The 26,675-nt window shown below is 57.8% G+C and carries 27 protein-coding genes and 4 tRNA genes; 25 read left to right on the top strand and 6 right to left on the bottom strand.

The features are described 5' to 3' along the window. Window positions 1–17 precede the first annotated feature (17 nt). From uvrC to dusA, 5 genes are all read left to right on the top strand, one after another. Window positions 18–1,889, top strand: coding sequence for an excinuclease ABC subunit UvrC (uvrC, locus tag M0P56_RS00850; protein ID WP_291508165.1), 1,872 nt, complete (start codon window positions 18–20; stop codon window positions 1,887–1,889). Between the two features lie 2 nt (window positions 1,890–1,891). Further along, window positions 1,892–2,479: a CDP-diacylglycerol--glycerol-3-phosphate 3-phosphatidyltransferase gene (gene pgsA, locus M0P56_RS00855; RefSeq protein ID WP_291508166.1), complete on the top strand. Its 588-nt coding sequence runs from the start codon at window positions 1,892–1,894 to the stop codon at window positions 2,477–2,479. Between the two features lie 22 nt (window positions 2,480–2,501). After that, window positions 2,502–2,576: transfer RNA gene (locus tag M0P56_RS00860), tRNA-Gly, on the top strand. 40 nt (window positions 2,577–2,616) lie between these two features. Next, window positions 2,617–2,690: transfer RNA gene (locus M0P56_RS00865), tRNA-Cys, on the top strand. A gap of 115 nt (window positions 2,691–2,805) precedes the next feature. Continuing rightward, on the top strand, window positions 2,806–3,756 hold the full coding sequence (dusA, locus tag M0P56_RS00870) for a tRNA dihydrouridine(20/20a) synthase DusA (protein ID WP_291509243.1): 951 nt from the start codon (window positions 2,806–2,808) through the stop codon (window positions 3,754–3,756). On the opposite strand, the gene M0P56_RS00875 is transcribed toward dusA, so the two are convergent. The 3 genes from M0P56_RS00875 to gnd all read right to left on the bottom strand — a co-directional run bounded on the left by M0P56_RS00875 (window position 3,753) and on the right by gnd (window position 6,700). Further along, window positions 3,753–4,046: a helix-turn-helix transcriptional regulator gene (locus M0P56_RS00875; RefSeq protein WP_291508167.1), complete on the bottom strand. Its 294-nt coding sequence runs from the start codon at window positions 4,044–4,046 to the stop codon at window positions 3,753–3,755. The two genes, dusA and M0P56_RS00875, sit on opposite strands and share 4 nt — an antisense overlap. 269 nt (window positions 4,047–4,315) lie before the next feature. Continuing rightward, complete coding sequence (zwf, locus tag M0P56_RS00880) at window positions 4,316–5,779, bottom strand: glucose-6-phosphate dehydrogenase (RefSeq protein ID WP_291508168.1); 1,464 nt, start codon at window positions 5,777–5,779, stop codon at window positions 4,316–4,318. After that, window positions 5,780–6,700: a phosphogluconate dehydrogenase (NAD(+)-dependent, decarboxylating) gene (gene gnd, locus M0P56_RS00885; RefSeq protein ID WP_291508169.1), complete on the bottom strand. Its 921-nt coding sequence runs from the start codon at window positions 6,698–6,700 to the stop codon at window positions 5,780–5,782. A gap of 99 nt (window positions 6,701–6,799) precedes the next feature. On the opposite strand from gnd, the gene purT reads away from it, so the two are divergent. Further along, on the top strand, window positions 6,800–7,984 hold the full coding sequence (gene purT / locus M0P56_RS00890; RefSeq protein WP_291508170.1) for a formate-dependent phosphoribosylglycinamide formyltransferase: 1,185 nt from the start codon (window positions 6,800–6,802) through the stop codon (window positions 7,982–7,984). A 45-nt stretch (window positions 7,985–8,029) separates the two neighbouring features. Here purT and M0P56_RS00895 read toward each other — a convergent pair whose 3' ends face one another. Further along, complete coding sequence (locus M0P56_RS00895) at window positions 8,030–9,238, bottom strand: pyridoxal phosphate-dependent aminotransferase (protein WP_291508171.1); 1,209 nt, start codon at window positions 9,236–9,238, stop codon at window positions 8,030–8,032. Between the two features lie 193 nt (window positions 9,239–9,431). On the opposite strand from M0P56_RS00895, the gene M0P56_RS00900 reads away from it, so the two are divergent. The 7 genes from M0P56_RS00900 (at window position 9,432) to M0P56_RS00930 (ending at window position 15,807) form a co-directional block, all read left to right on the top strand. Then, complete coding sequence (locus M0P56_RS00900) at window positions 9,432–11,867, top strand: copper-translocating P-type ATPase (protein ID WP_291508172.1); 2,436 nt, start codon at window positions 9,432–9,434, stop codon at window positions 11,865–11,867. Window positions 11,868–12,011: 144 nt separating this feature from the next. Continuing rightward, the gene (locus tag M0P56_RS00905) at window positions 12,012–12,392 is read left to right on the top strand and encodes a hypothetical protein (RefSeq protein ID WP_291508173.1); all 381 of its coding nucleotides are present in this window, start codon (window positions 12,012–12,014) and stop codon (window positions 12,390–12,392) included. Window positions 12,393–12,407: 15 nt separating this feature from the next. Beyond that, the gene (locus M0P56_RS00910; protein WP_291508174.1) at window positions 12,408–13,385 is read left to right on the top strand and encodes a heavy metal-binding domain-containing protein; all 978 of its coding nucleotides are present in this window, start codon (window positions 12,408–12,410) and stop codon (window positions 13,383–13,385) included. Then, on the top strand, window positions 13,382–14,206 hold the full coding sequence (locus M0P56_RS00915) for a heavy metal-binding domain-containing protein (RefSeq protein ID WP_291508175.1): 825 nt from the start codon (window positions 13,382–13,384) through the stop codon (window positions 14,204–14,206). The genes M0P56_RS00910 and M0P56_RS00915 overlap by 4 nt, the downstream gene beginning before the upstream one ends. A 39-nt stretch (window positions 14,207–14,245) precedes the next feature. Next, a complete protein-coding gene (locus tag M0P56_RS00920) occupies window positions 14,246–14,989 on the top strand; it encodes a PspA/IM30 family protein (protein ID WP_291508176.1) in 744 nt (247 codons plus the stop codon). Between the two features lie 60 nt (window positions 14,990–15,049). Next, a tRNA-Arg gene (locus M0P56_RS00925) sits at window positions 15,050–15,126 on the top strand. Between the two features lie 108 nt (window positions 15,127–15,234). Next, window positions 15,235–15,807, top strand: a complete 573-nt coding sequence (locus M0P56_RS00930; RefSeq protein WP_291508177.1) for a DUF1643 domain-containing protein — start codon at window positions 15,235–15,237, stop codon at window positions 15,805–15,807. A 12-nt stretch (window positions 15,808–15,819) separates the two neighbouring features. On the opposite strand, the gene M0P56_RS00935 is transcribed toward M0P56_RS00930, so the two are convergent. Beyond that, window positions 15,820–16,473, bottom strand: a complete 654-nt coding sequence (locus M0P56_RS00935) for a DUF202 domain-containing protein (RefSeq protein ID WP_366110257.1) — start codon at window positions 16,471–16,473, stop codon at window positions 15,820–15,822. A gap of 167 nt (window positions 16,474–16,640) precedes the next feature. Here M0P56_RS00935 and M0P56_RS00940 point away from each other — a divergent pair. Further along, window positions 16,641–16,715: transfer RNA gene (locus tag M0P56_RS00940), tRNA-Val, on the top strand. A gap of 327 nt (window positions 16,716–17,042) precedes the next feature. On the opposite strand, the gene M0P56_RS00945 is transcribed toward M0P56_RS00940, so the two are convergent. Next, window positions 17,043–17,984: a LysR family transcriptional regulator gene (locus M0P56_RS00945; protein ID WP_291508179.1), complete on the bottom strand. Its 942-nt coding sequence runs from the start codon at window positions 17,982–17,984 to the stop codon at window positions 17,043–17,045. Window positions 17,985–18,447: 463 nt separating this feature from the next. Here M0P56_RS00945 and M0P56_RS00950 point away from each other — a divergent pair, with 463 nt between their 5' ends. The 11 genes from M0P56_RS00950 to M0P56_RS01000 all read left to right on the top strand — a co-directional run bounded on the left by M0P56_RS00950 (window position 18,448) and on the right by M0P56_RS01000 (window position 26,661). Beyond that, complete coding sequence (locus M0P56_RS00950; protein ID WP_291508180.1) at window positions 18,448–19,869, top strand: form I ribulose bisphosphate carboxylase large subunit; 1,422 nt, start codon at window positions 18,448–18,450, stop codon at window positions 19,867–19,869. Window positions 19,870–19,960: 91 nt separating this feature from the next. After that, on the top strand, window positions 19,961–20,293 hold the full coding sequence (locus M0P56_RS00955) for a ribulose bisphosphate carboxylase small subunit (RefSeq protein WP_291508181.1): 333 nt from the start codon (window positions 19,961–19,963) through the stop codon (window positions 20,291–20,293). 71 nt (window positions 20,294–20,364) lie between these two features. Further along, window positions 20,365–22,668, top strand: a complete 2,304-nt coding sequence (locus M0P56_RS00960) for a CsoS2 family carboxysome shell protein (protein WP_291508182.1) — start codon at window positions 20,365–20,367, stop codon at window positions 22,666–22,668. A gap of 41 nt (window positions 22,669–22,709) precedes the next feature. Beyond that, entirely contained in the window at window positions 22,710–24,317 is a 1,608-nt protein-coding gene (locus tag M0P56_RS00965) for a carboxysome shell carbonic anhydrase (RefSeq protein WP_291508183.1), read from the top strand. Between the two features lie 31 nt (window positions 24,318–24,348). Beyond that, window positions 24,349–24,603: a carboxysome peptide A gene (locus M0P56_RS00970; RefSeq protein ID WP_291508184.1), complete on the top strand. Its 255-nt coding sequence runs from the start codon at window positions 24,349–24,351 to the stop codon at window positions 24,601–24,603. Continuing rightward, entirely contained in the window at window positions 24,603–24,869 is a 267-nt protein-coding gene (locus M0P56_RS00975) for a carboxysome peptide B (RefSeq protein WP_291508185.1), read from the top strand. The genes M0P56_RS00970 and M0P56_RS00975 overlap by 1 nt, the downstream gene beginning before the upstream one ends. 36 nt (window positions 24,870–24,905) lie before the next feature. Next, window positions 24,906–25,202: a BMC domain-containing protein gene (locus M0P56_RS00980; RefSeq protein ID WP_291508186.1), complete on the top strand. Its 297-nt coding sequence runs from the start codon at window positions 24,906–24,908 to the stop codon at window positions 25,200–25,202. Between the two features lie 42 nt (window positions 25,203–25,244). Continuing rightward, the gene (locus M0P56_RS00985) at window positions 25,245–25,541 is read left to right on the top strand and encodes a BMC domain-containing protein (RefSeq protein ID WP_291508187.1); all 297 of its coding nucleotides are present in this window, start codon (window positions 25,245–25,247) and stop codon (window positions 25,539–25,541) included. 42 nt (window positions 25,542–25,583) lie between these two features. After that, the gene (locus M0P56_RS00990; protein WP_291508188.1) at window positions 25,584–25,910 is read left to right on the top strand and encodes a BMC domain-containing protein; all 327 of its coding nucleotides are present in this window, start codon (window positions 25,584–25,586) and stop codon (window positions 25,908–25,910) included. A gap of 32 nt (window positions 25,911–25,942) precedes the next feature. Beyond that, window positions 25,943–26,386 carry a ferritin-like domain-containing protein gene (locus tag M0P56_RS00995; RefSeq protein ID WP_291508189.1) on the top strand — a complete coding sequence of 148 codons (444 nt, stop codon included), beginning with the start codon at window positions 25,943–25,945 and terminating at the stop codon, window positions 26,384–26,386. Continuing rightward, on the top strand, window positions 26,383–26,661 hold the full coding sequence (locus M0P56_RS01000) for a hypothetical protein (RefSeq protein WP_291508190.1): 279 nt from the start codon (window positions 26,383–26,385) through the stop codon (window positions 26,659–26,661). Before M0P56_RS00995 ends, M0P56_RS01000 begins: the two co-directional genes overlap by 4 nt. The last annotated feature ends 14 nt before the right edge of the window (window positions 26,662–26,675 follow it).

Below are 26,675 nucleotides of genomic sequence, written 5' to 3' on the forward strand. Positions count from 1 at the left end.
AATAGTTTAAAAATTTCATGGATGCTGAACCCATAGAAAACGCCCAGAGAGGTATTGAGACGGCGGAAACGTCTTTCGTTCTGGGCGACTTTCTGCGTACGCTAACCAGTCAGCCCGGTATTTACCAGATGGTCGGCTCCGGTAGCCGCCTGCTCTATGTGGGCAAGGCCCGCAATCTCAAACGCCGCGTCAGTTCTTACTTTCAGAAGCAGCGCCACAGTCCCAAAACGCTGGCGATGCTGGCGCAGGTAAAACGGGTCGAAGTGGTAGTGACCCACACCGAAACCGAAGCGCTGGTGCTGGAAGCCAATCTCATCAAGCGCCACCACCCACCGTACAATATCCTGCTGCGCGATGATAAGAGTTACCCCTACTTGTTCATAGAAAGCAGTCACGACACGCCGCGCATGAGCCTGCATCGGGGCGCCCAGAAAGGCAAAGGGCACTACTTCGGCCCGTATCCGGCCGTCACTGCGCTGCGCGAGAGTATGGTGCTGTTACAGAAAGCCTTTCGCTTGCGGACCTGCGAGGATCATACCTTTTACCACCGCCGCCGGGCTTGTTTGCAGTACCAGATTCGCCGTTGCAGCGGCCCCTGTGTTGGGCATGTCAGCGGAGAGGACTACGCGCGGGATGTGGCGGACACCATCCGCTTTCTGGAAGGGAAAAGTGACGAGGCGATCCGCAGTCTGGGGGCGCGCATGCAGGCGGCGGCGGAGCAACTGGATTTCGAGGAGGCAGCGCGGTGCCGTGATCAGATTGCCGCTTTGTCCAAGATTCAGGAGCGTCAGTATGTGGCGCAGGCAGGTGGCGGCGATTTCGATGTGCTGGCAGCAGCACAAGAGAATGGGCAGTGGGTGGTGTATGTCAGTTTTATCCGCAATGGACGACAATTGGGCGGACGTTCTATTTTTCCGCGCCATACGGAAGAAATGCGTGCGCCAGATGTGCTCGCGGCCTTCCTCATGCAGTTTTACCATAATAAAGAGGTGCCGGGGAATCTGCTGGTCAATGTGCTGCCGCGTTCGCCGACCTCACTCGCTGAGGCGCTGAGCAGCGAAGCCGGACATCGGGTCATGATTGATCAGCCGCAGCGCGGTCCGCGCCGGCGCTGGATGGCGTTGGCGTTCACCAACGCTGTGGGAGCGTTGCGCCAAAGAGCGCAGACCGCCACCGCCGGACGGCGGCGTATGCTCCTGCTGCAGGAGCTTTTCGACCTCGCAGAGGCACCGCAGCGCGTAGAGTGCTTTGACATTAGCCATACACGCGGTGAAGCGGCGGTGGCATCTTGTGTGGTTTTCGGTGAAGATGGGGCGCTGAAGCATGCGTATCGCCGCTTCAATATCCGGGACATCCAGGGTGGGGACGATTACGCGGCTATAGAGCAGGCTGTGCATCGCCGTTACGCGCGTTTGCAAAAAGAAGGTTTGCCCTTGCCGGAGATCGTCCTTATTGACGGCGGTCCCGGGCAGGTAGCCCGGGCGCAGGTGGCTTTGGACGCATTGGAGATAGCGTGTATTCAGTTATGTGGAGTCGCGAAAGGGACGACGCGGCGTCCGGGGCTGGAGATGCTGCATATTCCCGGATGGGCCGCAGCGCGACAATTTGACGATGATGACCCAGTATTACTGGTGATTCAGGAAATACGCGACGAAGCCCATCGTTTTGCCATTACTGGTCATCGGGCGCGGCGTGGCAAGGCGCGACAGGAGTCTGATCTGGATGGCGTCGCCGGGATCGGACCCAAACGGCGAGTCGCGCTGTTACGCGCGTTTGGCGGTTTGCGGGGCGTTCGCGACGCCGGTATAGAGGATTTGCAGCGCGTAGAAGGCATTCATCTGGAGCTCGCGCAGCGGATATATGATTTCTTTCACGTAGGACGTGCCTGATTGTGATAAAACGGCTGCCCAATTTTCTGACAGTTCTGCGCATCTTGCTGGTGCCTATTTTTGTGGTGCTCTTTTACTGGGGGAGCGATGTGCGCACTTTGGCCGCCACCGGCGTTTTTGCGGTGGCGGCGATTACGGATTGGGCCGATGGCTATCTGGCGCGGCGCTATCAGGGCGTGTCCCCCTTTGGTACCTTCCTGGACCCGGTTGCAGACAAAATCATGGTGGCCACTGCACTGGTGCTCATCGCGTCTTCGGGGGAGATGCCAAAGATACTTGCGGGGGTTCTGATCAGTGTGATTATTGGCCGGGAAATCACGGTGTCGGCGCTGCGTGAGTGGATGGCAGAACTGGGGGAGCGCAGAAAGGTGGCCGTCTCCTGGCTGGGCAAGGCGAAGGCGACTACGCAGATGATTTCGATCCTGCTCCTGGTCTACGAACGACCGCTGTTTGGCCTGTCGGGACGGAACCTGGGTATTGTCCTCCTGATCGTGGCGGCAGCAATGACGCTCTGGAGTATGGTCGGTTACTTACGCATCGCCTGGCCCAGCTTGATGGCCAGCGACGTTCGTCTTGACAAGGACCGGTGATCTCGGTAACCTTTGCGCCCATGCGGGAATAGCTCAGTGGTAGAGCACAACCTTGCCAAGGTTGGGGTCGCGAGTTCGAGCCTCGTTTCCCGCTCCACAATCGAGGGAAAGCGTTCAGTCTTTCCCTTTTCTTTTAAGGCTGGGTGGCAGAGTGGTCATGCAGCGGCCTGCAAAGCCGCGTACCCCGGTTCGATTCCGGGCCCAGCCTCCAAATTCGCTGAGATGTGTTGTACGGCGAGTGCCCTGCGATATTTGATTTCTTCCTGCGTTATCTGCTTTTCCTGGTCGGGAGATGGGGCGTGGCCGAGTTAAACAAATATACTGCGATGGATAAAATTCTCTCCGTAGCCCCCATGCTCGATTGGACAGACCGCCATTGTCGATATTTTCTGCGCCTGGTATGCCCTTCCTGTGTGCTTTATACCGAGATGGTCACCACCAGTGCGCTTCTTCTGGGACGTGACCCTGAGCGATTTCTCGAATTCTCTGCGGCGGAGCACCCCCTGATTTTGCAGTTGGGAGGGGATGATCCGGCGGCGATGCATTCGGTCGCAGCGATGGCGCATGCCTATGGCTATGACGGCCTCAACTTGAATGTGGGTTGCCCCTCGCCGCGCGTGCAGAAGGGCCGCTTTGGGGCCTGTCTGATGGCGACACCTGAGTTGGTCGCCGAGCTAGTGGCAGCTATGGGCGAAAGTGGCTTGCCCGTCAGCGTCAAACATCGTCTCGGTCTGGATCGGGAAGAGGATTACGCGGCGCTGCGTGCTTTCATCGAAACCGTCGCAGTGGCGGGCTGCCGACACTTCATTGTTCATGCGCGTAACGCTTGGCTGAAGGGCCTCAGTCCGGCTGAAAATCGTGACGTGCCGCCTTTGCGCTGGGATTGGGTGCATCAGTTGAAAAAAGATATGCCGCATCTAACCATCGAGATCAATGGAGGCTTTAACGATTTGGCGGCGGTAACGGCGCAGTTTGCCGCAGTGGATGGGGTAATGATCGGGCGTGCGGCCTACCATCATCCCTTACTATTGGCGGAAATTGAACGTGCCATAGGGCGCAGGGAGACCCTGCCAGAACCAGAAGTGATCTTATCCGGATTGATGGAATATGCGGAACAGTGGGGGGAGGCGTTGCCTGCGCGGCGGTTAAGCCGCCATTTGCATGGGCTGCGCTTTGGGCAAAATGGCGCGGGAGCGTGGCGTCATTTTCTGGGTACAGTTGAACTCGGTGAGAGCGCCGCAGCGTTTCTGCGGCGCGGTATGTCGCTGTTAAGTTAGGCGAGGACGTGGTGGCTCATGGCCAGCAGACGCAAGGTGCGCTGATCACGGATGCGAAAGTACACCCGACTGGCTACCCGTCGTACCAGCACCAGACCGCTGTCCTGCAGTAAGGCAAGATGCTGCGATGCATTGCTGTGGCTGGTATTGATGGCTTCCACGAGGCTTTGCATGCTCATTTCGCCTCGTCCCAGCAGGCAGATAATCTTGTACCGCAAAGGATGAGACATGGCTTTGATCACCTCGGAAAGCTGCTCAATCTTGCGTTCGGGAATAATGGGCTTTTGCATGGTGAGGCTCCTTGTCATCAGAATACGATATTCGCCTATAGTTATTAGCATAGATCGTGCCACATCCTTGCACTAGCTTGAATTGTCTGTATAAGCTTGAAAGCGCCCGATGATATGATGTCACGCAGAAGGGTTATATTGTAGTCTGTCGGCTACGCTTTTTTGTGGGGTAGCTTGGGGCTATTGAGTTCTATGGCGTTTTTGCTGTTTGCAACGGACGACATCTCACCGTGCAGGCGGAGGAAGTGACGCCTCCTCCGGGCGCCAGCTCAGATCTGATTGCGCCAGTATTGGTCTTCTTTGTCCATGATTCGGGTGGCCTCGTCTGGTCCCCAGGAGCCAGAGGGGTAGGTGAGGATGTAGTCGGTCTCCCGTCCCCAGGATTTGATGATAGGGTCGACGACGCGCCAGGCCCATTCGACCTCGTCAAAGCGGATGAACAAGGCTTTGTCGCCTTGCATCACATCCAGCAGCAGGGCCTCATAGGCATCCAGCTCCTGTTCACCATCTTTGCGGTAAGATGCGTTGAGTTGTACGGGGCGAACGCGCATTTCCAAGCCTGGTTCCTTGACCTGGATTTCAATTTTAAGGCTCTCCGGTTCCAGAGAGAGCAATATCCAGTTGGGTTCAATACGTTCGATGCTAGTTTCGCGGAAGAGTTGTTGTGGTGTATGACGGAAGCGGATGGCCACGCTGGAGGTTTTGGCGGTAAGACGTTTGCCGGTGCGCAAATAAAAAGGTACGCCGCGCCAGCGCCAATTGTCGATGTAAAACTTGGCGGCGACAAAGGTTTCTGTTACGGAGTTGGGCTCAACACCCGCCTCATCCTGATAGCCAGGGACATGTTTGTCGTGGATGACGCCAGGCCCATACTGCGCGCGCATGGCATAGGCGGTAACGGCAGATTTGGGAATGGAGCGAATCGAGCGCAGGACCTTGACCTTTTCGTCGCGCAGGCTATCTGCCTCGAGAGAAGGTGGTGGTTCCATGGCGACCAGGGTGAGAATCTGCATCAGGTGATTTTGCAGCATGTCGCGCAGAGCGCCGGCCTGATCATAATAGCCAGCCCGATTTTCAATGCCGATATCTTCGGCCACCGTTATTTGGACGTGATCGATGTAATTACGGTTCCATATCGCTTCAATCGCCAGATTGGCGAAACGAAAAACCAGCAGATTCTGGACAATTTCTTTGCCAAGATAGTGATCGATACGATAGATCTGGTCTTCGCGGAAATGACGATGCAACTGCTCATTGAGTTGCACGGCACTTTCCAGATCATCCCCGAAGGGTTTTTCAATGACGATGCGGTAGTCGCCATCCTGATTGAATCCGGCCTCGGAAAGGCGTTGTACCACCGGAATAAAATCGGTGGGACGAATAGCGAGATAAAAAATGGTGTCCGCTGGCTTTTCGGCCCCTGCCGGGGTCAGCAGGCTGCGGAGCCTGGCGTAAGATTCCGGCTCATGAATTTCACCGCGCACATATTCAAAATGCCTGCAAAAATCGGCAAAGTGGTCCGTATGGTAATTGCTGGCATACGTTTCCAGTTGCTCACGCAGAAAGTCCTGCCAAGCTTTGTCATCCCAAGGTCGTCGACCAAAGGCAAAAATACGCAGTTCTTCAGGCATTCTGCCTGCACAATGCAGATGATAAAGTGCGGGGAGAAGTTTCTTGCAGGAAAGATCGCCGGTAGCCCCAAAAATAGCGAACTGACAATTACAGTGACTCATTCATCCCTCCTTTTGTACCGCGTGGCCGCCAAACTGGTTACGCATCATCGCCAGGAGTTTGGCGGCGTAGTCGTCGCGCCCCTGAGAAGTCCAACGCATTTGCAGGGCGAGGGTGATGACCGGCGCGGGGATTTTCAGCGCGAGGGCGGCCTGAGCCGTCCACAAGCCTTCACCGGAATCCGCTACTACAGGCGCGATGTCCGCGAGCACCTGGTCTTTGGCGAGGGTGTCAGCAGTGAGATCAAGGAGCCAGGAGCGGACGACGCTGCCGTAACGCCACATTTCGGCTACCTTGGCGAGGTCGAGCGCAAATTCGGTTTTGCCTTGCAAAATGGCGAAACCCTCGGCGAGAGCCTGCATCATTCCGTATTCGATGCCATTGTGGACCATTTTGACAAAGTGGCCACTGCCGACGGGGCCACAGTGCAACCAGCCCCTGTCGGTGCCTGGTGCCAGCGCCTCCAGAAAAGGCGTTACCTGCGCTACGGCTTCCTGGCTACCGCCGACCATCAGCGCATAACCCTCTTGTAGACCCCAGACACCACCCGAGACACCGGCGTCTATATAATGTACCCCCGCCGCCTCCAATTTTTTGGATTGGCCGACGGAGTCCTCATAAAAGGCATTCGCGCCGTTAATCAGTATGTCGCCCTTGCTCAATAAGGGAAGAATGGCGTCGATATGACTCTGGGTGGCTTCTCCGGCGGGAAGCATGAGCCAGATGATTCGGCGGCTGGGCAATGCCTGAACAAGGGCTTCCAGACTTTCGGCAGCGTGCATGCCGGTTTCGTCAGCCAGATCGGTGGCTTTTTCGGTATGGCGATTGTAAACGGTGACTTCCACACCCTTGAGATGCAGACGCCGCGCCATATTGGCACCCATTCGACCTAGACCGACCATCCCGATGCTTTTATTGCTCATTACTCGCTCCCTTGCGTACACGCCTGCCCGAAAATGTTAGCATGAGTATAGACGTTCGGGCCTCTATGTCGCCGTTTTACTGTTACGAAGGAATTTTCCATGCAACTGGGCACACCACTTTCCGCTTCTGCTACGCGTTTGCTCATGCTCGGTGCAGGTGAGTTGGGTAAAGAAGTTCTGATAGCCGCGCAGCGGTTGGGGGTAGAGACGATCGCGGTGGATCGTTACGCCGATGCGCCGGCCATGCAAGTCGCCCATCGTTCCCACGTGCTGGATATGACCGATCCAGAGGCTATTCTGGCTATTGTCAAACGCGAGCGTCCACACTTTGTGGTGCCGGAAATTGAGGCTATTGCGACTTCCGCACTGGCGAAAATCGAGGCGCTGGGGTTGGCCACCGTGGTGCCATCGGCACGGGCAGTACAACTGACCATGGACCGCGAGGGTATCCGCCGCCTCGCTGCGGAAGAGCTGGGCTTGCCGACATCGCCGTATCGCTTCGCCGGGACGCTGGCAGAGTTGGAAGCTGCGGCGGCGGAGCTGGACTTCCCCTGTGTGATCAAACCGGTCATGTCTTCCAGTGGTAAGGGGCAGTCCGTTGTGCGCGGTGCGGCGGAGCTGGCGCTGGCCTGGCAGGAGGCACAGACGGCGGGTCGGGTCGGCGGCCAGCGGATCATTGTCGAGGGTTTTGTGGACTTCGACTTCGAGATCACTCTGCTGACCGTGCGTTCTGCCTTTGGGACGACTTTTTGTGCACCTATCGGGCATCGACAGGAAGCCGGCGATTATGTGGAATCCTGGCAGCCGCAGCCGATGAGCGAGGTCGCTATGCGGCAGGCGGAAAAGATGGCGCGGTTGGTGACCGACAATTTGGGCGGACGGGGATTGTACGGAGTGGAGTTTTTCGTGCGAGGTGAAGAGGTCATCTTCAGTGAGCTCTCGCCGCGCCCTCATGATACGGGGCTGGTGACCCTGGCCAGTCAGCGTCAGAGTGAGTTCGACCTGCACCTGCGCGCCATTTTGGGTTTGCCGGTCGATCCGGGTTTCCGGCGTCCGGCGGCGTCTGCGGTGATTCGCGGGAAGGATCTCGGTTGGGGGCCAATGTATTCGGGGCTGGAAAAGGCACTGGCGGTGCCGGAAAGCGATCTGCGGCTTTTCGGCAAGCCGACGGCCAGCAAGCTCAGGCGCCTCGGGGTAGGTATTGCATGCGCCGATGAGGTGGAGGAGGCACGGGAACGCGCCCGACGGGTGGCCGCGGCGATCAACATCTGCCCTGCCTCCTGAGCGGGGTAGAGCTTGCGGTAACCTGATACTGGCTCTGGGGGTGGTCTAGGCGTTGATAAAAGCGCTGATGCGGTCCAGGGCCATCTCCAGATTCTTATCGCTGGTTGCGAAGGAGAGGCGGATGTGGCCAGGCGTGCCGAAAGCTGAGCCTGGTACTACTGCCACTCCGGCCTCCAGCAGGGCTTCAGCCAGGGCAAGATCGTCACGCAGGCCTTTTGCCGCCATGACTTCGCGGAATCCCGGAAAACTGTAAAAGGTACCATCGGAGGGCATGGCGGCGACGCCGGGCAGCGCTTTCAGGCGGTCGTAGACGTATTGGTGGCGCCGTTTGAAGGCATGCACCATTTCGTGGATGGCGCTGTCGCCACCTTCCAGCGCTGCCTGGGCGGCCACCTGGGCGATGGCCGTGGGATTGGAGGTGCTCTGGGATTGTACGGTATTCATGGCGGTGATCAGCGCTTTGGGGCCGGCGCAGTAGCCGATGCGCCACCCGGTCATAGCATATGCCTTGGACACGCCATTCATGACGATGCAGCGCGGGGTCAGATCCGGGCAGGCATTGGCGATATTGACGAACTCCTCATCGTGAAAACGGATTTTCTCATACATGTCGTCACTGGCGATGAGGATATGCGGATGACGGCGGAGTACCTCGCCCAGGGCTTCCAGTTCCGGGCGACTGTAGGTCACGCCAGAGGGGTTGGATGGGCTGTTGATGACCAGCAGGCGGGTGTTGGGGGTAATCGCCTCATCCAGTTGCTCCGGGCTGATCTTAAAACGTTGGCTGGCGTCGGTATCGATGATGACAGGCCGTGCTTCAGCCAGCAGCACGATGTCTGGATAAGACACCCAGTAGGGCGCGGGAATGATGACTTCATCGCCCGCGTCCAGAAGGGCCTGACAAAGATTGAAGAAACTTTGCTTGCCGCCGACAGAAACGAGAATTTCATCGGGGCGGTATGATAGATGGTTGTCGTGCGCGAATTTGCCGATGACGGCGGCTTTGAGCTCGGGGGTGCCGCCGACGGCGGTGTATTTGGTGAAGCCTTGCCGGATGGCGGTAATGGCGGCTTCCTTGATGTACTCGGGGGTGTCAAAGTCCGGTTCCCCAGCGCCCAAACTGACAATGTCCTTCCCTTCGCGGCGCAGTTGCTGGGCACGGGCAGTGACCGCAAGGGTGGGGGAGGGGCGCACCGCATTCACGCGGCGGGAAAGGCGGATATCCACGATCATCAACTCCAGGAGCAATTTCATCGGGCGCGGAAAATGCGCGCAAGAGCGCAAATGATAAGCATCCTTCGACTAAAATCAACTATTTTGCGCGAGGCAGATATTTGTCGGGATGTGGGACGTGCAGGATTGACATTACAATCGACTAAAGGGGTACGATTTTCATCATGTATCCAGTTGATACCGCTTGAGTGGCCGGAAGGCAGGGGACGTGATTATGGCGAACGTAGAGATTGGAATAGAGGGCATGACCTGCGCCTCTTGCAGCAGCCGGGTGGAGCGTACCCTGAACCGCTTGCCGGGGGTGCAGGCCGCGGTGGTGAATCTGAGTACGGAACAGGCCACAGTGCAGTACGATCCGATGCAGACTACCCCTGCCGCGCTGACTGCGGCCATCACAGAAAGCGGCTACACGCCGGTGATCGCGGAGACGGAACTGGTTATCGAAGGGATGACCTGTGCGTCCTGCGTGGGAAGAGTAGAGCGCAGTCTGCGCCGCTTGCCTGGCGTGCTGGCGGCGACGGTCAATCTCGCCACAGAACGGGCGGCACTGCGCTACCTTCCTGATACCGTGGACCAAAATACCTTGATCGCGGCAGTGACCGCGGCCGGATATGGGGCGCGCCCCATACGGGAGGATGTGGCCGTCGCTGACCGCAAAGCGCAGGTCATCCGCGCCATGCGCTGGGATGTCGTCATCGCAGTGATGCTGGCGCTCCCCATTCTGTTGCTCTCCATGGGCATGGTGATGGTTCCTGCACTCGATCGTCTGCTGGGCCACCTGGAGCTTTTTCCGCAGTTTTGGGACTGGGTGCAGGCGGGATTGGCGACCATCGTGCTGGCTGGTCCTGGTCGGCGATTTTTCCGGCCTGGTTTCCTCGCCTATCGCCATTTGTCGCCGGATATGAATTCCCTGGTAGCCACGGGGACCGGGGCCGCCTGGCTTTACAGCATGCTGGTCCTTGTGGCGCCGGACTGGTTCCCGGCCAGTGCCAGGCATGTCTATTTTGACTCCGCGGCAGTGGTGATTGCGGCAGTTCTTTTCGGTAAATATCTGGAAGAGCTGGCGAAGGGAAGGACTTCCGCAGCGATCAAACAGTTGCTGGGTCTGCAGGCAAAGGAGGCCCATGTGCTGCGCGACGGCGAGGAGTTGCAGTTAGCGATCGGTGCCGTTGTCCCGGGCGATCAAGTGGTGGTCAGGCCGGGGGAGCGTTTGCCCGTGGATGGCGTGGTCGTGGAAGGCGACTCCCACGTGGATACTGCCATGCTCACCGGCGAGCCGCTGCCGGAGCATAAAAAACCGGGTGATCCGGTGGTAGGCGGTACGGTGAACCGCGAGGGGCGTTTGCTGATCAACGCGACCTCGGTGGGCCGGGATACGGTGCTGGCGCAGATCATCCGGCTGGTGGAGCAGGCGCAAACGGGCAAGCTGCCGATTCAAGGCCTGGCGGATCGGGTGGTGCGGATTTTTACACCGCTGGTGATCCTTATCGCCCTGCTAAGCTTTATCTTCTGGCTGCTTTTCGGGCCGCCGCCAGCGATTACCCTCGCCATGCTCTCCGCGGTGGCGGTGCTGGTGGTGGCCTGTCCCTGTGCGATGGGGTTGGCGACCCCGGCGGCGGTGATGGTCGGTACTGGACGCGCCGCGGAACTGGGGGTGCTTTTTCGCAAAGGGGAGGCACTGGAGTCTCTGGCAGCGGTGGATACGGTTTGTCTGGACAAGACCGGGACCCTGACCTACGGGCGTCCGGCGGTGACGCAGATTGAGGCGACGGATCCTGGGTATTTATTGCAGATAGCTGCCGCCGTGGAGAGTGCTTCCGAGCACCCCCTGGCACACGCGGTACTGGTGGCTGCCGGCGAGCGCCATCTGGATATCCCGGCAGTGCGTGATTTTATGGCATTGCCGGGGAAGGGGGTGCAGGGCAAGGTGGATGGGGCGATCGTGCTTGCCGGTACGTTAGCCTGGATGCATGAACAAGGGATCATTATGCCGGAGTCCTCTGTGGACGACTTGCAGCAGACCGGCAGGACCGTCGTCTATGTAGCCAGGGATGGCCGCCTGCTGGGACTGCTGGGGATCAGCGATGTGGTCCGGCCGGAATCTGCCCAGGTGGTGCGGGCGCTCAGGGCGCTGGGTTTAAGGGTGGCGATGGTGACGGGCGATGCGGAGGCGGCGGCCCGGGTGATTGGTGGCCAGTTGGGGATTGACGAGATCTATGCGCAGGTATTGCCGCAGGATAAGGCGGAGATTGTGCGTCAACTGCAGGGAAAGGGCCGCAAAGTGGTTTTTGTCGGGGAGGGCATCAACGATTCGCCGGCGCTGGCGCAGGCGAATGTAGGCATGGCCTTGGCCTCGGGTACGGATATCGCGATGGAAGCGGCGGATATCACCCTTACCCATGGAGATCTGGGAGGGGTCATTACCGCGATTCAGGCGGCGCGCCAAAGCCTGCGGACCATTCGCGGGAATCTGTTCTGGGCTTTTTTTTACAACATTTTACTGATACCCGTTGCTGCCGGCGTGGCTATCCCCCTCGGAATTCAGCTCAACCCAATGCTTGCGGGCGTGGCCATGGGCTTGTCTTCGGTTTTTGTCCTCAGCAACAGTCTGCGGTTAAAGCGTTTGCAACCCTGGGCGGCAGGTGGGTGAATTATGCGCATGATCGGGAATAGCGAACTATAGTTGACATGCAGTGTCTTAAAATGGGTGGCGAGGATTTTGGGTTTTTTGAAAGTCATATAGTGGCCCCGCAGGTCCAGTATATTTGCTGCAATTGAGGGAGGGAGGCCCTGTATGAGTACGGATTTTGAGCAGAATATGGCCTGGATCAGGCGGGCACAAACAGATATGAAGGCCTTTGTGGAGGGGCTGGCGACGCGTCTTGAGGGTGACGTGCCGGGTTTTGTAGAGGTGGAGCGAAAAAGGGATGGGTTTTTTGCGAAAACCAGCCACATTGAGTCAATTATTATCCACACCAACAATAACGACTATATCCTCAAAAAAGAGGGCGCCCATATCAGCACCGTGCGCGCGAAAACCGTGCGCGGCGTAGTGCTCAAACACGAAGATTTATCGTTATCCGTCTGGCTGGAAAGCCTGGTTGCGGATCTGGCTGATCTCTCCGGCGAAATGCAGGGTGCCAGCAATACCTTGCACGACTTTCTTATGGGGTAATCTGAAGGGGAATTTATGTCCATTTGGGAGAAGATCAAACAGGGCATCGAGGAAGTCGCACATGATGCCCGGCGTGCCGCAGAAAATATCGGTCAGAGTGCCAGCAAAGGCATCCGCTCACAAACCCCAGAAGAAATGCAGCGTTACTCCGAATGGGAGCTGGCGCTGCGCGAACACCGCCTCCCTTCTTTTGTTCAAAGCCGCATGTTTCAGACTAGCCAGGGGCGACTGCCCTGGATCAGTACGGCGAAGGCGTGCGAGTTGCTGCTGCAGCGCAGTCACGGTGTGCAGCCCATCGGCATGGTAACCGGCAACTGCTGGTACCATTTCGGCTATTCGTGGACGCAAGGGCACTATGACGGCTGGCATACGGCAGTGGAACGCATGCGTCTGGAGGCCCTGGCCCTGGGTGCGAATGCCGTTGTCGATGTGCGGATGAAGGTGCATCCCGGTGAGCACGAAGATATGGATTACGGCGTTACTGGCACGGCCATCCGCATTCGCGGTCTGCCGCCGTCTGCGGAGCCGGTGGTTGCTACGGTCTCCGCAGTGGAGTTTGTACGGCTGTTGGAGGACGGCGTGGTGCCGGTGGGTATTGCCATAGGGGCCAATTTTGACTGGTACAGCCCGTGGATGGGTACCATGGCTGAACAGGCCGCTCAGTCCTCCCCCTTTGCGGCACGCTACTGGAATATGGAAATCACCGACCTGTCTGCGTTCCAGGAAAATGTCCGCCGTCGTGCCCTCTACGATTTACGTGAAGATGGACGGCGAATGGCGGCCGCGGTACTGGCCCATACCAGCACCACCCAGATGTTCCATGTTGCCGGAGATCAGGACAACCGGGAACGCTTTCTGTGCCGTCACATCAGTATTGGCACGGCCATCAGTTATTTGCCGCAAAATGTCCCCCAGCACGAGTTGATTCCGATGATTTCACTCCTTGACCATCCATTGAAAAGTGCCACCACGACACGAAAGGATCTTATATGACGGATACCGCTGAACAACTGGCTCCTCATGCCATCGAACGTCTGAAAGGCTTGCGTTCGCAGGGCAGTCACGAAGGCATATTTACCTCCGATCTCTCCGTCAATGAATTCGTTATGGTCCGTAAGGCCAATTTTGAGCCTTTAGGGCTGGTGGTGGGTTCCTGCATTTACCACATGGGTATTCAATATGGTAACTGGAATCAGAACATGGAGATGGATGTGCTGTCCCAGGCGATGTATCAGGCTCGCGAACTGGCTATGAGTCGTATGGAACAGGAGGCTACCTTGCTACAGGCGGATGGAATTGTCGGTGTGCGCCTGGAAGTCAAACGCATGGAATGGGATCAGGAGATTCTCGAATTTATGGCGATTGGTACGGCTATCGCGCATCGGAGCGGCGCCTCTGGATTTAAGGGGGTGGGGGGTAAACCATTCACCAGCGATCTCAGCGGGCAGGATTTCTGGATGTTGCTGCAGGCGGGCTATCGACCGATGGAAATGGTGATGGGCTCCTGTGTGTATCACGTCGCCCATCAGAGCCTTTTGAAATCTCTGGGCAATGTGGGGCGCAATACCGAAATGGAGCAATTTACGCAGGCTATGTATGACGCGCGTGAGCTGGCCATGGAGCGTATGCAGCATGAGGCCCAGGAGGCCCAGGCGGATGGCATTACCGGCGTGCAACTGCATGAAGGTAGTCACAACTGGAAGCCGCATATCATTGAGTTTTTTGCGGTGGGCACGGCAGTGAAGGCCATGGAAAATGCGGATGCACTGGTCGATGGTCTGAGTCCGCAACTGGTGATCCCGGTGAATGATTGATGCAGTGAACAGCACGATGCTGTCCTAAGGAGTGATCTGATGTCGATCTTTAAACGTGCCGCAGAAATACTGGAAGGCAAGGTGAATCATTTTCTCGATAATGCAGAGGACCCTGCAGAAGCCCTGGATCTGTCCTACGGGAAGATGGTTGCGAATTTGCAGGATACCAAAAGACATCTTGCCGATGTGGTGACCGAACGGGTCTCTCTGGAAAACCAGATGGCGCAGGCGCAGAAGGCGTCCGATAAAGCCGACGCCGATGCCCGTATGGCGCTGGGCGCCAACCGGGAAGATCTGGCGCGCGCTGAATTGGCCCAGAAGCAGTCCGAATTGCAGAAGATCGCTTCCCTCAAGGAGGCGCATGATACCGTCGCCGCCCAGGCGCAGAAGCTGACCGATTACGAGCATAAGCTGCAGGACCGTATCGAGCAGTTCCGAACCCAGAAAGAAGTGACCAAGAGTGAGATGACCGCGGCGCAGGCGGAAGTCAAAGTCAGCGAGTCGCTCACCGGTATTGGCAAAGGCATGGATGACGCCGGTGATGCCATGCGCCGCGCTCAGGATCGTACTCAGCACATGGAGGCCAAGGCAGCGGCCATGGATGGCCTGATGGAATCTGGTGCGCTGAATGATCCTTTGGATAGCCGTAGTCAGATCGAGAAAGAGCTGGATAAGGTGCGCGCTGCGAGTGGTGTGGATGACGATCTCGCCAGGCTCAAGGCGGAAATGGCGAAGGATAAGGGCACACCGGGAAGCGGCGCCAGCGGTGGCGGGGGCGCTTGATACGGGTTTGGGGCGGAGGATTGACCAGACTCCCTTCTGTGGGTATATTACGCCCTCCACGCGCTCGTAGCTCAGCTGGATAGAGCAACTGGCTACGAACCAGTAGGTCGGGAGTTCGACTCTCTCCGAGCGCACCATGTAAGACAAGGGCATTGAGGTGTTTCCTCTCTGCCCTTTTATTTTTGGGGTTGGTTATCGCGTTGGTTACTTTCCGCTTTGATCCCGGTCTGTGAAGGAGACCTCCGTTGCGCATTGGTAGAACGGTTCAGCATGCGCCCGCTGTGGATACGACCCGGATCACAGCCTTGTTCTCGCCCTGCAGGACCTGGCGATACCGCCTTACCCTCCCGTTTTCCGGCCGCACGGGGGGCATGATCGCCGTTTTTCTGAAAAATCCTTCCAGCGCGAACGAAATGGCCGCCGACAAGACCGTACGCACGGCCTCAGAGTATGTCTGGCGTAAATTTCCGCAAGCGAGTGGGTTACACATTCTGAATCTTTATGCCTTACGCGGCACGGATAGCAAGGAAGTAGGCGGCGCGCTGAGACAACAGGGGGAGTCTTACGTCATCGGTCCGGAAAATGACGCTATCATTCGCGAAACGCTTGGCACCAGCCCCACCGTCATTATTGCCTGGGGTGGCCATGCGGGTATTCCGCCTGTCTCTTACAGCAGGCGAGTAGCGCAGTGCCTCGATATCTTAGGCGAGAGTAAGCCGGCTATTTGGAGAAATGAGAGAAAGGGATCAGAAAGGTATCCATTTCATGCGTGCTATTGGGCTTATGACGACTGTCTGACGCCGGTACGGATGTTTTAGCGATGTTTGGCATCAGGGCGACACATGGATGATCATGATCGCCAGTACGATGGTGATGCTCAGCAGAATGATGCCATAGAGACCGTAGAGGAATTTGTGGACATGGTAACAACCCTCGTCCACTTTTTTGACCGTGCGAATGAAGTTGATACCACCGATCATCAGATTGGTGATGCCGAGGAAAATAAAGATAATACCTATCCCTGAGAAACCTTCCCCCATGGCTAGTCTCGTGTGCAGCATGATGGAGAGCTGTTCCAGAAAGAAGTCGAACTTCTCAATGACAAAACCAAAGGCAATCAGGCCGATACCAGTGCGCACCCATGCCAGGAAGGTGCGCTCGGCGGCCATATAAATGCGTGGATCAACGATTTCTTTTGCAGCCACGGGAGTTCCTTTTTCGATGTGTTCCAAGTCTGACATGAAACGAAATCCTACCACAAAAATCAGGGCGATGGCGGGCCAGGCCAGCCAGTTGAAAAGTTCCGTAAAGAAATGTGCCAATGTAGCGTAATGCAATGCCTTAAACAGCACGGCCAGACGCGCGGAAACCAAACCGGTGCCGATGGCAACGAAGAGGAGCTTGAAATAACCCAGATAGGTGCGCTCCAAGGCCATGTAAAGCCGGGGTTCTTGAACCGTCGGCAGGTGCCTCAAGAAGAACATGAATAGGGTAACCGACGTTGATTGGGCATCTGGGGCACTAGTGCGTGGGGTGACAACGGCTGGCAGTGTAACGTGAAAAAACGGGTGTGAGAAGGTCGAAAAGTGGTTGACCATGATGCCTTTGATTGGTATTTTGTGCCCTCTCCAGATGAGAGGGATCTCGTCCTGGGCGGTTAGCTCAGTGGTAGAGCACTGCCTTCACACGGCAGGGGTCGCAGGTTCAAACCCTGCACCGCCCACCAAATAAAATAGCAAGTTACATAACCGGCTCCCAGCCGGTTTTTTATTGAGCGCAGAACTGAGTGCATTTTCCGAAAAAGCACGCTACGGAGCGGCAGATTGCGCCCCCGCTTGCGGGTGCGCTTATCGTCCGGTCATCTTGGTAGACGAGTGCTCAAGAGTATTCGGCTGATGGTGTACTGCGGTGTCCTGACAATAGTGGGCAGTGCTGAGACATGAGGCAAGTGGGGCGCCGTTTGATACTCGGCGGCAAGTGTTTACGTCCGTGAGCGGGCTTTTGCGGCCGATCTCGGCAGGAATTCAAAGCGACGTAGCTGCTTCAAGGTGGCTCACAGCTTAGATTTCGGTTCTGACGTCGGTATATCCTCCTTGGAGGAGGCGCCTTCCGTAGCGATGTACTCCAGAAAAGCCTCAGTAACCGCCGATAGTTGCTTTCCCATAGGATAGACGGCGTACCATTGGCGTAGCAAGGGAAAACCCCGCACATCAAGCACAGCGAACGCGCCGGATGCCACGTCCAGCGCGAGCGTGTGCTGGGACAGCACCGCCAGCCCCAGCCCCCCGGCTACCGTCTGCTTCACCGCTTCGTTGCTGCCAAGTGTCATGCGTACCTTGAGACGAACGCCCTGCTTCTCGAAGAATCGTTCGGCGGCGAGTCGGGTTCCTGACCCTGGCTCGCGCGCAATGAACGGTTCGTCGGCTAACCGCGCGGGGTCAATGTCCCGCTCCCTGGTTAGAGGATGGTCCGCCGGAGCCAGGACGACCAGAGGATTCTCCATGAAAGGTTGCGCGATCACGTTCAGGTTTTCCGGAACTTGGCCCATGATGTAGAGGTCGTCTAGGTTCTGTTTCAGGCGCTCAAGAATGTGATTCCGATTGTCCACATCCAAGGAGATCTCGATACCCGGATGCTGCTTGCAAAAGGCGCCCAGAAGACGGGGGGCGAAATATTTTGCGGTGGTGATGATGGACAATTTCAGGCTGCCGCGATCCAGACCTTGATCCCCGGCCATCTCTATCGATAGTTTTTCCAGCCGTTCAAATACGTCCCGGCAGGCTGCATCGACCAGTCGTCCAGTGGCGGTGAGAAATAGCCGTTTTCCTATTTGCTCGTGTAACGGCGCACCAACGGCTTCCGACAACTGCTTGATCTGGATAGATAAGGCAGCCGGCGTCATGTGCAACGTCTCAGCGGCGCGGGTCATATTCAGATGTCGCGCTAGCGTCGTGAATATCTTCATTTGGTGCAGGGTTGCGTGGCGCAGTGCCATGTTTATATTCTCATATATCGTAACAACAATAATGTTTTACTTAAGTTAACTTGATTGTTGTTGGGATGTAAAGTGACTTTCGTCCCGTTCGTTCAGGAACGCCCATCCAGAGGTTCTTTACCTTAGCGGGATGTTATGGATGGTCAAACGGCACTCTTAAGGGCGAGACATGAACGTCCGCGAAAAAACGCGATGGGTGTTCCGGGCGATCCGGTTATTACCATATAAAAAGACGTTGTTATGTCTAATTATGGCCCCCTTTAAAAAACGACAGGCGCTTTCGCCATAATTTCCCAAGCTGAGAATGATGAAAAACCACGCGGCAAAGAGTAAGGCTTATGCGTTAATAAAATGTAACATTAAATATATTTAGCTTAACTTAATTAATCCAGGTTTGTAGAGTGCATCGGTCCCGCCTGTTTAAGGCGAGCATCCGCCCGATGTTCAACTCAGGAGAACCGTTATGAGTGTAAAAAAATACGAAGCTGGTGTGAAGGAGTACCGGCAAACCTATTGGTCGCCCGAGTATGTACCCTTGGATTCGGATATCCTGGCCTGCTTCAAGATCACCCCGCAACCGGGTGTGGATCGTGAAGAAGCCGCGGCAGCTGTGGCCGCCGAATCCTCGACGGGGACCTGGACCACCGTTTGGACCGATCTCTTGACCGATCTCGATTACTACAAAGGTCGCGCTTACGCCATTGAAGATGTGCCCGGCGACGATACCTGCTTCTATGCCTTTATTGCCTATCCCATTGATCTATTTGAGGAAGGTTCGGTAGTCAACGTGTTCACCTCGTTGGTGGGCAACGTGTTCGGCTTCAAGGCGATCCGGGCCCTGCGCCTGGAAGACGTACGCTTTCCTCTCGCCTATGTAAAAACCTGCGGTGGCCCGCCCAACGGCATCCAGGTCGAACGCGACAAGATGAACAAATATGGCCGACCGCTGTTGGGTTGCACCATCAAGCCGAAGCTCGGCCTATCCGCCAAGAACTACGGCCGTGCCGTGTACGAATGCCTCAGAGGCGGCCTGGATTTCACCAAGGACGACGAAAACGTCAACTCCCAGCCATTCATGCGCTGGCGCGACCGTTTCCTGTTCGTCGCCGATGCGATCCACACCGCCGAGGCCGAAACCGGAGAGCGCAAGGGGCACTATCTCAACGTCACCGCCCCGACTTGCGAGGACATGATGGAACGTGCAGCGTTCGCGAAAGAACTCGGCATGCCCATCGTCATGCATGATTTCCTGACTGGTGGCTTTACCGCCAACACCAGCTTGGCCAATTGGTGCCGCAAGAACGGTGTGCTGCTGCACATCCACCGCGCCATGCACGCCGTAGTGGATCGCAACCCGCACCATGGCATCCACTTCCGCGTGCTGACCAAGGCACTGCGTCTGTCGGGTGGTGATCACCTGCACTCCGGCACCGTGGTGGGCAAGTTAGAAGGGGACCGTGGTGCAACACTGGGCTGGGTAGATTTGATGCGTGAATCCTTTATTCCTGAAGACCGCAGCCGCGGCATTTTCTTCGATCAGGATTGGGGTTCCATGCCCGGCGTATTCCCGGTCGCATCCGGCGGTATTCACGTATGGCACATGCCTGCGTTGGTCAACATCTTCGGTGATGATTCCGTGCTGCAGTTCGGTGGCGGCACGCTGGGCCACCCCTGGGGCAACGCTGCCGGTGCCGCCGCCAATCGCGTTGCACTGGAAGCCTGTGTGGAAGCGCGCAACGAAGGGCGCGATCTGGAGCGTGAAGGCAAGGAGATACTTACCAGTGCCGCGAAGGATAGTCCGGAGCTGAAAATTGCGATGGAAACCTGGAAAGAGATCAAGTTCGAGTTCGACACTGTGGACAAACTGGACGTAGTGAACCGCTGATCCTGGGGCCGCAATTCCCTATGGTGTAAATGAAAATTCTCGCAACGTGTGGCCGAGCGGCCCACCTTGAGATTAAAGGAAAGGAACGAAAATGGCTGATATTCAAGATTACAACTCGGCTCCCAAATACGAAACCTTCTCGTACTTGCCGGCGATGACGCCGGAAAAACTGCGCCGCCAGATTGCTTACGTCGTGAGCCAGGGCTGGAACCCTGGTATCGAGCATGTGGAGCCGGCGCGCGCCTTCACCTATTACTGGTATATGTGGAAACTGCCCATGTTCGGTGAGCAGTCGGTGGATGCCATTCTCGCCGAACTGGAGGCGTGCCACCGCGCGCACCCCGACCACCATGTGCGTCTGATTGGCTACGATAATTACTCCCAGAGTCAGGGCAGCGCCTTTGTGGTGTTTCGCGGGCGCTAAGCAAGGCTGTAAAGAGGCTGTCCAGCAGATGCCCCTGGCGGGGGGCTGGTTGAATACAGAAGGGTAAAATCATGACCGACGCTATGGCAAACAATATGGCAACTCCACGCTCGACACGTGCCGCAGCATTGGAGCGGAGGCGTGCGCTGTCGCACAGCGGCGGTGCCGTGCTTGGTGCGAAGAAGGCTGCACCGGCGCGGGCGGTAAGCAATCCGACCGCGATGGGGGCAACGGCTTCAGTGGCAAACGTTACGGGTAAGTCACTTTCCCGTGCGCGCCGAGAGGCGTTATCGCAAAGAGGGGCAGGTCTGGCGCAGGCTCCAGTCGCGCCGGGCGCTGATAGTCGCGTGACTGCTCCGGTCATGTCTGCGCCCGCACCCCTTCTATGGAAACAGGATCTGCCACCAGCGCAAGACGCGGCTACCCATGAACGGTGTAGCTGCGGGTGCAAGGAGAAAAAGAACGTAACAGAGATTGCTGAGCGTGAGGAAGCGCTGGAAGCGGTATGCGCGGCTTTGGACGACGAGCCGGCAGCGGTGGAGGGACCCATCACCTCGGCAGTACGCAAACTGTGTCGCGAACGGCGTCGCGCGCTTTCTAGTCAGGGCAAAATGGCATTGAGCGCTTCTTCTCCAGGTGGCAAACGTAGCAAGTGCAGCGGATTGAGTGGACGTGACGCGGCTCGATCTCGCCGCGAAGATCTGTGCCAGAGAGGGCGTGGCGATGGCCCCGCATGCCGACCGGCAGGTAGGGCACGCCCCAAGCCTACTGTTCCCGTTAAAGTGGAGACAGGCACCACGCTGCGCGGCACTGGTGTGACGGGTACTCAGGTAGAGCGTAGCGGCAAGGTGACGGGTAATGAGCCGGGTAGTTGCCGCGCCATCACTGGCACCGAATATATCGGTGCTGAACAGTATGGCGAATGGTGTGCCATGGTACCGGAGCCTGCACCCGCCAAGATTAGCCTCAGTAACACCAGCCGTGGTCAGCGTGTGAGCGGCACGGAAGTCGGCCTCAGCGTAAAAGTGACCGGAGACGAACACGGTGCGTGCAAGACGGTGACCGGCATCGAATATCTCAGTGCAGACCACTTCGAGTCTTTCTGCGGGACCAAGTCGGCACCTGCCCCCGCCAAGGTGAGTGTCGTGACGACTGAAGCGGGGCAATCGGTAAGCGGTGCCGAAGCCGGACGCAGCGCCAAAATGACGGGTGATGAAGCTGGTGCCTACAGCAAGCTTACCGGCAGTCAGTATATTCGGCCTGATCTACCTGCCAACCTGTATGGCAGCCGCGCACCGCGCAAAGTGAGCGTGATGCGCACGGTGAAAGAACACACCGTAACCGGCAGTGAAGTGGGTCGCAGTATGAAAGTGACTGGTGATGAACACGGCGCGTGTACTACGGTGACGGGTACCGAATATGCAGGGCTTGAGCAATACCAAGCGTGCAATCGAGTGCAGGTACCTGTGCCGGAAAAAGTCGGCGTGATGAGCACTTGGCACGGCCAGCCGGTGTCCGGCACCGCGGTCGAGCACAGCAGTAAAGTGACCGGTGATGAATATGGCGGCTGCCAGCCGGTATCCGGCACCGAATATATCGGCCCAGATCAGTACGCCGCGCTGTGCGATGATGAACACCAAGCTGCCTCTCGTGCCCTGACAGCGGGGCACGGCGCTACGACTGGCGCGGCGCCAAGCGGTACACGCGTCGCATCCGGCGGCAAAGTGACTGGTGCGGAACGCGGTGAGGCTCTGGTCTTGAGCGGTACGCCGTACTCCAGCCCCCAGCAGCGCGTGTCGCAGCGTGGCATGAACAGCACCCCGCATCCTCTGGCGCGTGCCCCCTTTGATGCGCCTCGCCAGCCCACAGAAGTGCTGTCAGCGGCGCGTGTTCAGGGTGATTTCAGCATTGCCACACCCGCGCGTAGCGCTCAGGGCAGCGACTTAAACCGCATTACGGGCACAGCCTATGGCGCCATAGGGCGCATCACCGGCCCGGTGAATCTAGCCGCTGGCTTGGTATCCGGCACGCCTGAATTTCGCTATCGGGACGAGGCAGTCAGAGGTGCGCCGATGGCCATGGAACGGGTTCAGGCAGTTGATGCAGCGCGTAGCCGTCTCACCGGTGACGGGCGGGAAGGTGGCTTTGCGATTACCGGCGCGGCATGGCGGCGGAATGAAAGCGTGACCGGCACCGAGGGTGTCTCCACGCGGCGCAATCCCACTTTGCGCGGTGATCAGCGCGGTATCGCGATGGGTGCTGCGCAGAACAAGGATCGCGAACGCCCCGAAGTACCGGTCAGCAAGATCACCGGTAGCAGCGGTAATGACGTCAACGGATCCGCCATCACCTATTCCGGCGGCGCGCGGGGATAGATGGAAAACCGGACCGAGCCATCTATAACGGATAGACAGAGATGAATACGAGAAACCGTCCTGGGCGTAGCATCGGCCCGCTGTCTGGAGCACTTCGTCCGCCATACGGCTTAGGTACGCCTGACGGCGCTCTGCAGGCACGCGCCGGTCAGCCAGTATTCCCAGCGCAGCGCGCAGCACTCCGCATTGGAGTAACGGCGGCGGCGGCCAATCCGGCGTGTTTGACCGACAGCGGCCGGCCGTGCCGTCATCCACTCACCAATGTAGCGGAAAACCAGTGCCTGCTGGCGCACGAGCAGACCGTGAAGGGACGCTTCGATGCCATTGTGCCAGTGATGAGGCGGATTGTCGGGCTGCAGCATGAACCCGATTTTATCGAACGCGCGCAGGCCGTCGCCCGCGAACAGCTGGGCTTCGACTTGCCCTCCAGAATTCTGGAGGACGCCTGGATCGGCAGTCTGGACATGCGTGCCCTATATGGTGAGAGCGTAATGCGGACCTTGCGCCTGATGGCGGAGCATGCGCGCGCGGCCAGAACCCAACAAGCGGGCGATGACGTGGTGTCATTTTTTCTCGACTGCGGCTTCCACGCGGTGGACATCACGCCATGTTCGGACGGACGTTTGAAGGGGCTGGTTCGTTACATCCTGCGCTTACCAGACACCGCAGTGCGCAGCCTTAAGGCCTACGCCGGTGCCATGTTTGACGTGGAGGCCAACGTCAAGCGCTGGATCGAAACCGAACTGATGCGCTACCGCGAAAGTCGTCCGGTGGCTGCCGACGCGGGTACACGTTACCTCAAGATCGCTGTGTATCACTGGAGCAGTTCCGATCCGACCCATGAAGGCTGTGCCGCCCACGCTAGCAACGAGCGCCAGGCTGCGGAAGCTGCCCTGCAGCGCCTGCGTGAATTCCGTCAGGCAATCGAAAACAGTTTTTGTTGTGGGGCCTCGGTGGACACGCTGCTGATCGGAGTGGATACCGACACCGACGCGATCAAGGTGCATGTACCCGATGCAGATGGGGAAATGAGTCTGTACCGGGCGGTGGACAACCTGGAGCTGTATCGCCAGACCGTCGGTGACGAACAGAACGACGCTCGGATCAAGGTGTATCAGGCGATTCAGGGAGCCAGCGCCGCCACCGGCTGGGGTGTGGGCAGGGGTGAGCCGCACGAGGGGATGCGGCGATTGATTGCGACGTTATTGATCAACAATCTATCGCAGATCGAGTATGTATGCGGCACGTGGGGTGGTCGCTATCCGGACATCGGTCATGCCGAGCGTTTCATCAGTGTGGGCGACGGCTTCGAGGAATTTCAATTGCGCAACTTGGCTTATTTCGCCCACCTGCACACGGTGGAAGAAGGCGTGCCGGACATTGACGTGGGCATCAAGATTTTCAATAGACTGAATCTAATGCATGGATTACCGGTGCCGCTGGCGATTCACTTCCGCTACGACAGCCGGGTACCGAGCAGTCGCGAACGCACGGTAGAGCGTTGCCGGCGGGTCAAAGCGGCGATTGAATCACGCTACGCAGATCTGGCGCAAAAGGGTTTGCTGGTATGCACCATGACCGTACAGGACGCTCGCTCCGGCAGTCCGATTGAGTTGGTGGCAACTTATAACGGAAGCGACGCGGAATGAACGTCTGCTGGATAGTTGTTTTTCGGAGCAAATGATGAAGATTTGCGAAGTGGAAAAAACGCTGGTTTCGACCAACCGGATCAAGGAACTTGGGCATCGTCCGCTGCTGGTGGTGAGGGAAAAGGCAGGGGGGGCACGTCAGGTGGCGGTCGATATGATCGGCTGCGTCCCTGGTGACTGGGTGATCTGTGTGGGTTCTTCTGCGGCGCGCGAGGCAGCGGGTAGCAAGGATTACCCCAGCGATCTCACCATTGTTGGCATTATTGATCACTGGATGGAAGAGTGATGGATATCATGCGAGTGGTGTCTGATTTGGTGGCGACGCGCCGCATCCCAGGGCTGAAGAACTCTTCGCTCAGAGTGCTCGCCGATGCCAAAGGAAAACTGAACGTGGCGTGCGATCCAGTGGGTGTGCCTCCCGGGAAATGGGTTATTACCGTAAGTGGTTCGGCGGCGCGTTATGCAGCGGGCAATTACAAGATTCTGACCGACCTGACCATCGCGGGGATTATAGACCGATTGGATGATGGAGAAGCTCGAGCTGATAAGTAGCAATTTTTTAAACGCATCTGACGAAGGAGTGTTGAAATGGCGAATGTAACGGGTATTGCACTGGGCATGATCGAGACCCGGGGTTTGGTGCCGGCGATCGAGGCGGCGGACGCGATGACCAAGGCGGCGGAAGTACGTCTGGTGGGCCGCCAATTTGTGGGTGGCGGTTACGTCACGGTGCTGGTGCGTGGCGAGACCGGGGCAGTGAATGCAGCGGTGCGCGCCGGGGCGGATGCCTGCGAGCGCGTCGGTGACGGCTTGGTGGCAGCGCACATCATCGCCCGCGTGCATTCCGAAGTGGAGGGCATCCTGCCCACCGCAGCAAGTGTTTAAGTCAACGGAAATTCAATCGATCTCGCAAAGGGAGTAGTGAAAATGGCAAATGTAAGCGGAGTGGCATTGGGCATGATCGAAACCCGGGGTTTGGTGCCGGCGATCGAGGCGGCGGACGCGATGACCAAGGCGGCGGAAGTACGTCTGGTGGGTCGCCAATTTGTGGGCGGCGGTTACGTCACGGTGCTGGTGCGTGGCGAGACCGGGGCAGTGAATGCAGCGGTGCGCGCCGGGGCGGATGCCTGCGAGCGCGTCGGTGACGGCTTGGTGGCAGCGCACATCATCGCCCGCGTGCATTCCGAAGTGGAGGGCATCCTGCCCACCGCAGCAAGTGTTTAAGTCAACGGAAATTCAATCGATCTCGCAAAGGGAGTAGTGAAAATGGCAAATGTAAGCGGAGTGGCATTGGGCATGATCGAAACCCGGGGTTTGGTGCCGGCGATCGAGGCGGCGGACGCGATGACCAAGGCGGCGGAAGTACGTCTGGTGGGTCGCCAATTTGTGGGCGGCGGTTACGTCACGGTGCTGGTGCGTGGCGAGACCGGGGCAGTGAATGCAGCGGTGCGCGCCGGGGCGGATGCCTGCGAGCGCGTCGGTGACGGCTTGGTGGCGGCGCACATCATCGCCCGCGTGCATTCCGAAGTGGAAAATATCCTGCCCAGTAGCCCCGACGTCGGCGTAGGTGGCCGCGATGGTGAAGTCAGCTAAGCCTGTTGGTGAGGTTTGGCAAAGGAGTTGCCATGCATGCAGATCCACGTTTGACCGGATATCTGACGCGCGCCCTCGGCCACGAACTGGCGGCGGTGCAGCAATATCTGTTGCAGGCCACGTTGGCTGGCCTGTGGGGCTTGTCGAATATCAGCGCGCGTTTGCGTGAGGATGTGAACGAGGAGCTCGTGCATGCCGAACGGCTGATGGCGCGCATGTTGGTATTGGGTATTCCTTCCAATGGCATCCAACTGCCGCCCATCCGTCCGGGGCGCACCCTGGAGGAGATGGTGTTGATTGACCGCGATCTGGAGATCGAAGCGGTTCGCTTGTACGAGGAAGCGGCCCACTACTGCGCCAGGATGCGTGATGGCGAGACGCAAACTTTGTTCGGAGGTCTGCTGCAAGATGAGATTGGTCACTTGCGCGAGTTGGATCGAATGCTAACGGAAAGTCACCAAGGAGCGACGCCATGAGCAATGCGACTGACCCGAAGGCGGACCCTTCCGCGCCACAGGAACGTCTGTCTACGCTGAACCGGCGCTTTGACTTCGGCAGCTACACCGAGATGCGGTGTTTTCTGGATCATCTGGCGGACCTGTCCAAGCGTGAGGAATACTACCCGAACGTGAGTTTCGGTAAAACCTACGTCAACGTCAGCATTGATGGTGAAGGGCAGGCTGTGCTGAGCGAACGCAAATCCACCTTTCTCTCCGAGATGGATGCGCTGGCCACAGTGGACAAGGCGTAGGCTCGATGGGCCGG

Source organism: Acidithiobacillus sp., assembly GCF_023229925.1.
GTDB lineage: Bacteria > Pseudomonadota > Gammaproteobacteria > Acidithiobacillales > Acidithiobacillaceae > Acidithiobacillus.

What these genes read in the sequence shown, in the direction of transcription:
- M0P56_RS00915 (WP_291508175.1), top strand. Translation starts at nt 13,382, where the DNA reads ATGACGGATACCGCTGAACAACTGGCTCCTCATGCCATCGAACGTCTG.
- M0P56_RS00995 (WP_291508189.1), top strand. Translation starts at nt 25,943, where the DNA reads ATGCATGCAGATCCACGTTTGACCGGATATCTGACGCGCGCCCTCGGC.
- M0P56_RS00945 (WP_291508179.1), bottom strand. Translation starts at nt 17,984, where the DNA reads ATGGCACTGCGCCACGCAACCCTGCACCAAATGAAGATATTCACGACG.
- M0P56_RS00985 (WP_291508187.1), top strand. Translation starts at nt 25,245, where the DNA reads ATGGCAAATGTAAGCGGAGTGGCATTGGGCATGATCGAAACCCGGGGT.
- M0P56_RS00960 (WP_291508182.1), top strand. Translation starts at nt 20,365, where the DNA reads ATGACCGACGCTATGGCAAACAATATGGCAACTCCACGCTCGACACGT.
- M0P56_RS00935 (WP_366110257.1), bottom strand. Translation starts at nt 16,473, where the DNA reads ATGTTCTTCTTGAGGCACCTGCCGACGGTTCAAGAACCCCGGCTTTAC.
- M0P56_RS00955 (WP_291508181.1), top strand. Translation starts at nt 19,961, where the DNA reads ATGGCTGATATTCAAGATTACAACTCGGCTCCCAAATACGAAACCTTC.
- M0P56_RS00895 (WP_291508171.1), bottom strand. Translation starts at nt 9,238, where the DNA reads ATGAAATTGCTCCTGGAGTTGATGATCGTGGATATCCGCCTTTCCCGC.
- M0P56_RS00950 (WP_291508180.1), top strand. Translation starts at nt 18,448, where the DNA reads ATGAGTGTAAAAAAATACGAAGCTGGTGTGAAGGAGTACCGGCAAACC.
- uvrC (WP_291508165.1), top strand. Translation starts at nt 18, where the DNA reads ATGGATGCTGAACCCATAGAAAACGCCCAGAGAGGTATTGAGACGGCG.
- M0P56_RS00970 (WP_291508184.1), top strand. Translation starts at nt 24,349, where the DNA reads ATGATGAAGATTTGCGAAGTGGAAAAAACGCTGGTTTCGACCAACCGG.
- zwf (WP_291508168.1), bottom strand. Translation starts at nt 5,779, where the DNA reads ATGAGTCACTGTAATTGTCAGTTCGCTATTTTTGGGGCTACCGGCGAT.
- dusA (WP_291509243.1), top strand. Translation starts at nt 2,806, where the DNA reads ATGGATAAAATTCTCTCCGTAGCCCCCATGCTCGATTGGACAGACCGC.
- M0P56_RS00905 (WP_291508173.1), top strand. Translation starts at nt 12,012, where the DNA reads ATGAGTACGGATTTTGAGCAGAATATGGCCTGGATCAGGCGGGCACAA.
- M0P56_RS00990 (WP_291508188.1), top strand. Translation starts at nt 25,584, where the DNA reads ATGGCAAATGTAAGCGGAGTGGCATTGGGCATGATCGAAACCCGGGGT.
- M0P56_RS01000 (WP_291508190.1), top strand. Translation starts at nt 26,383, where the DNA reads ATGAGCAATGCGACTGACCCGAAGGCGGACCCTTCCGCGCCACAGGAA.
- M0P56_RS00900 (WP_291508172.1), top strand. Translation starts at nt 9,432, where the DNA reads ATGGCGAACGTAGAGATTGGAATAGAGGGCATGACCTGCGCCTCTTGC.
- M0P56_RS00910 (WP_291508174.1), top strand. Translation starts at nt 12,408, where the DNA reads ATGTCCATTTGGGAGAAGATCAAACAGGGCATCGAGGAAGTCGCACAT.
- M0P56_RS00875 (WP_291508167.1), bottom strand. Translation starts at nt 4,046, where the DNA reads ATGCAAAAGCCCATTATTCCCGAACGCAAGATTGAGCAGCTTTCCGAG.
- M0P56_RS00975 (WP_291508185.1), top strand. Translation starts at nt 24,603, where the DNA reads ATGGATATCATGCGAGTGGTGTCTGATTTGGTGGCGACGCGCCGCATC.
- gnd (WP_291508169.1), bottom strand. Translation starts at nt 6,700, where the DNA reads ATGAGCAATAAAAGCATCGGGATGGTCGGTCTAGGTCGAATGGGTGCC.
- M0P56_RS00980 (WP_291508186.1), top strand. Translation starts at nt 24,906, where the DNA reads ATGGCGAATGTAACGGGTATTGCACTGGGCATGATCGAGACCCGGGGT.
- M0P56_RS00965 (WP_291508183.1), top strand. Translation starts at nt 22,710, where the DNA reads ATGAATACGAGAAACCGTCCTGGGCGTAGCATCGGCCCGCTGTCTGGA.
- M0P56_RS00920 (WP_291508176.1), top strand. Translation starts at nt 14,246, where the DNA reads ATGTCGATCTTTAAACGTGCCGCAGAAATACTGGAAGGCAAGGTGAAT.
- purT (WP_291508170.1), top strand. Translation starts at nt 6,800, where the DNA reads ATGCAACTGGGCACACCACTTTCCGCTTCTGCTACGCGTTTGCTCATG.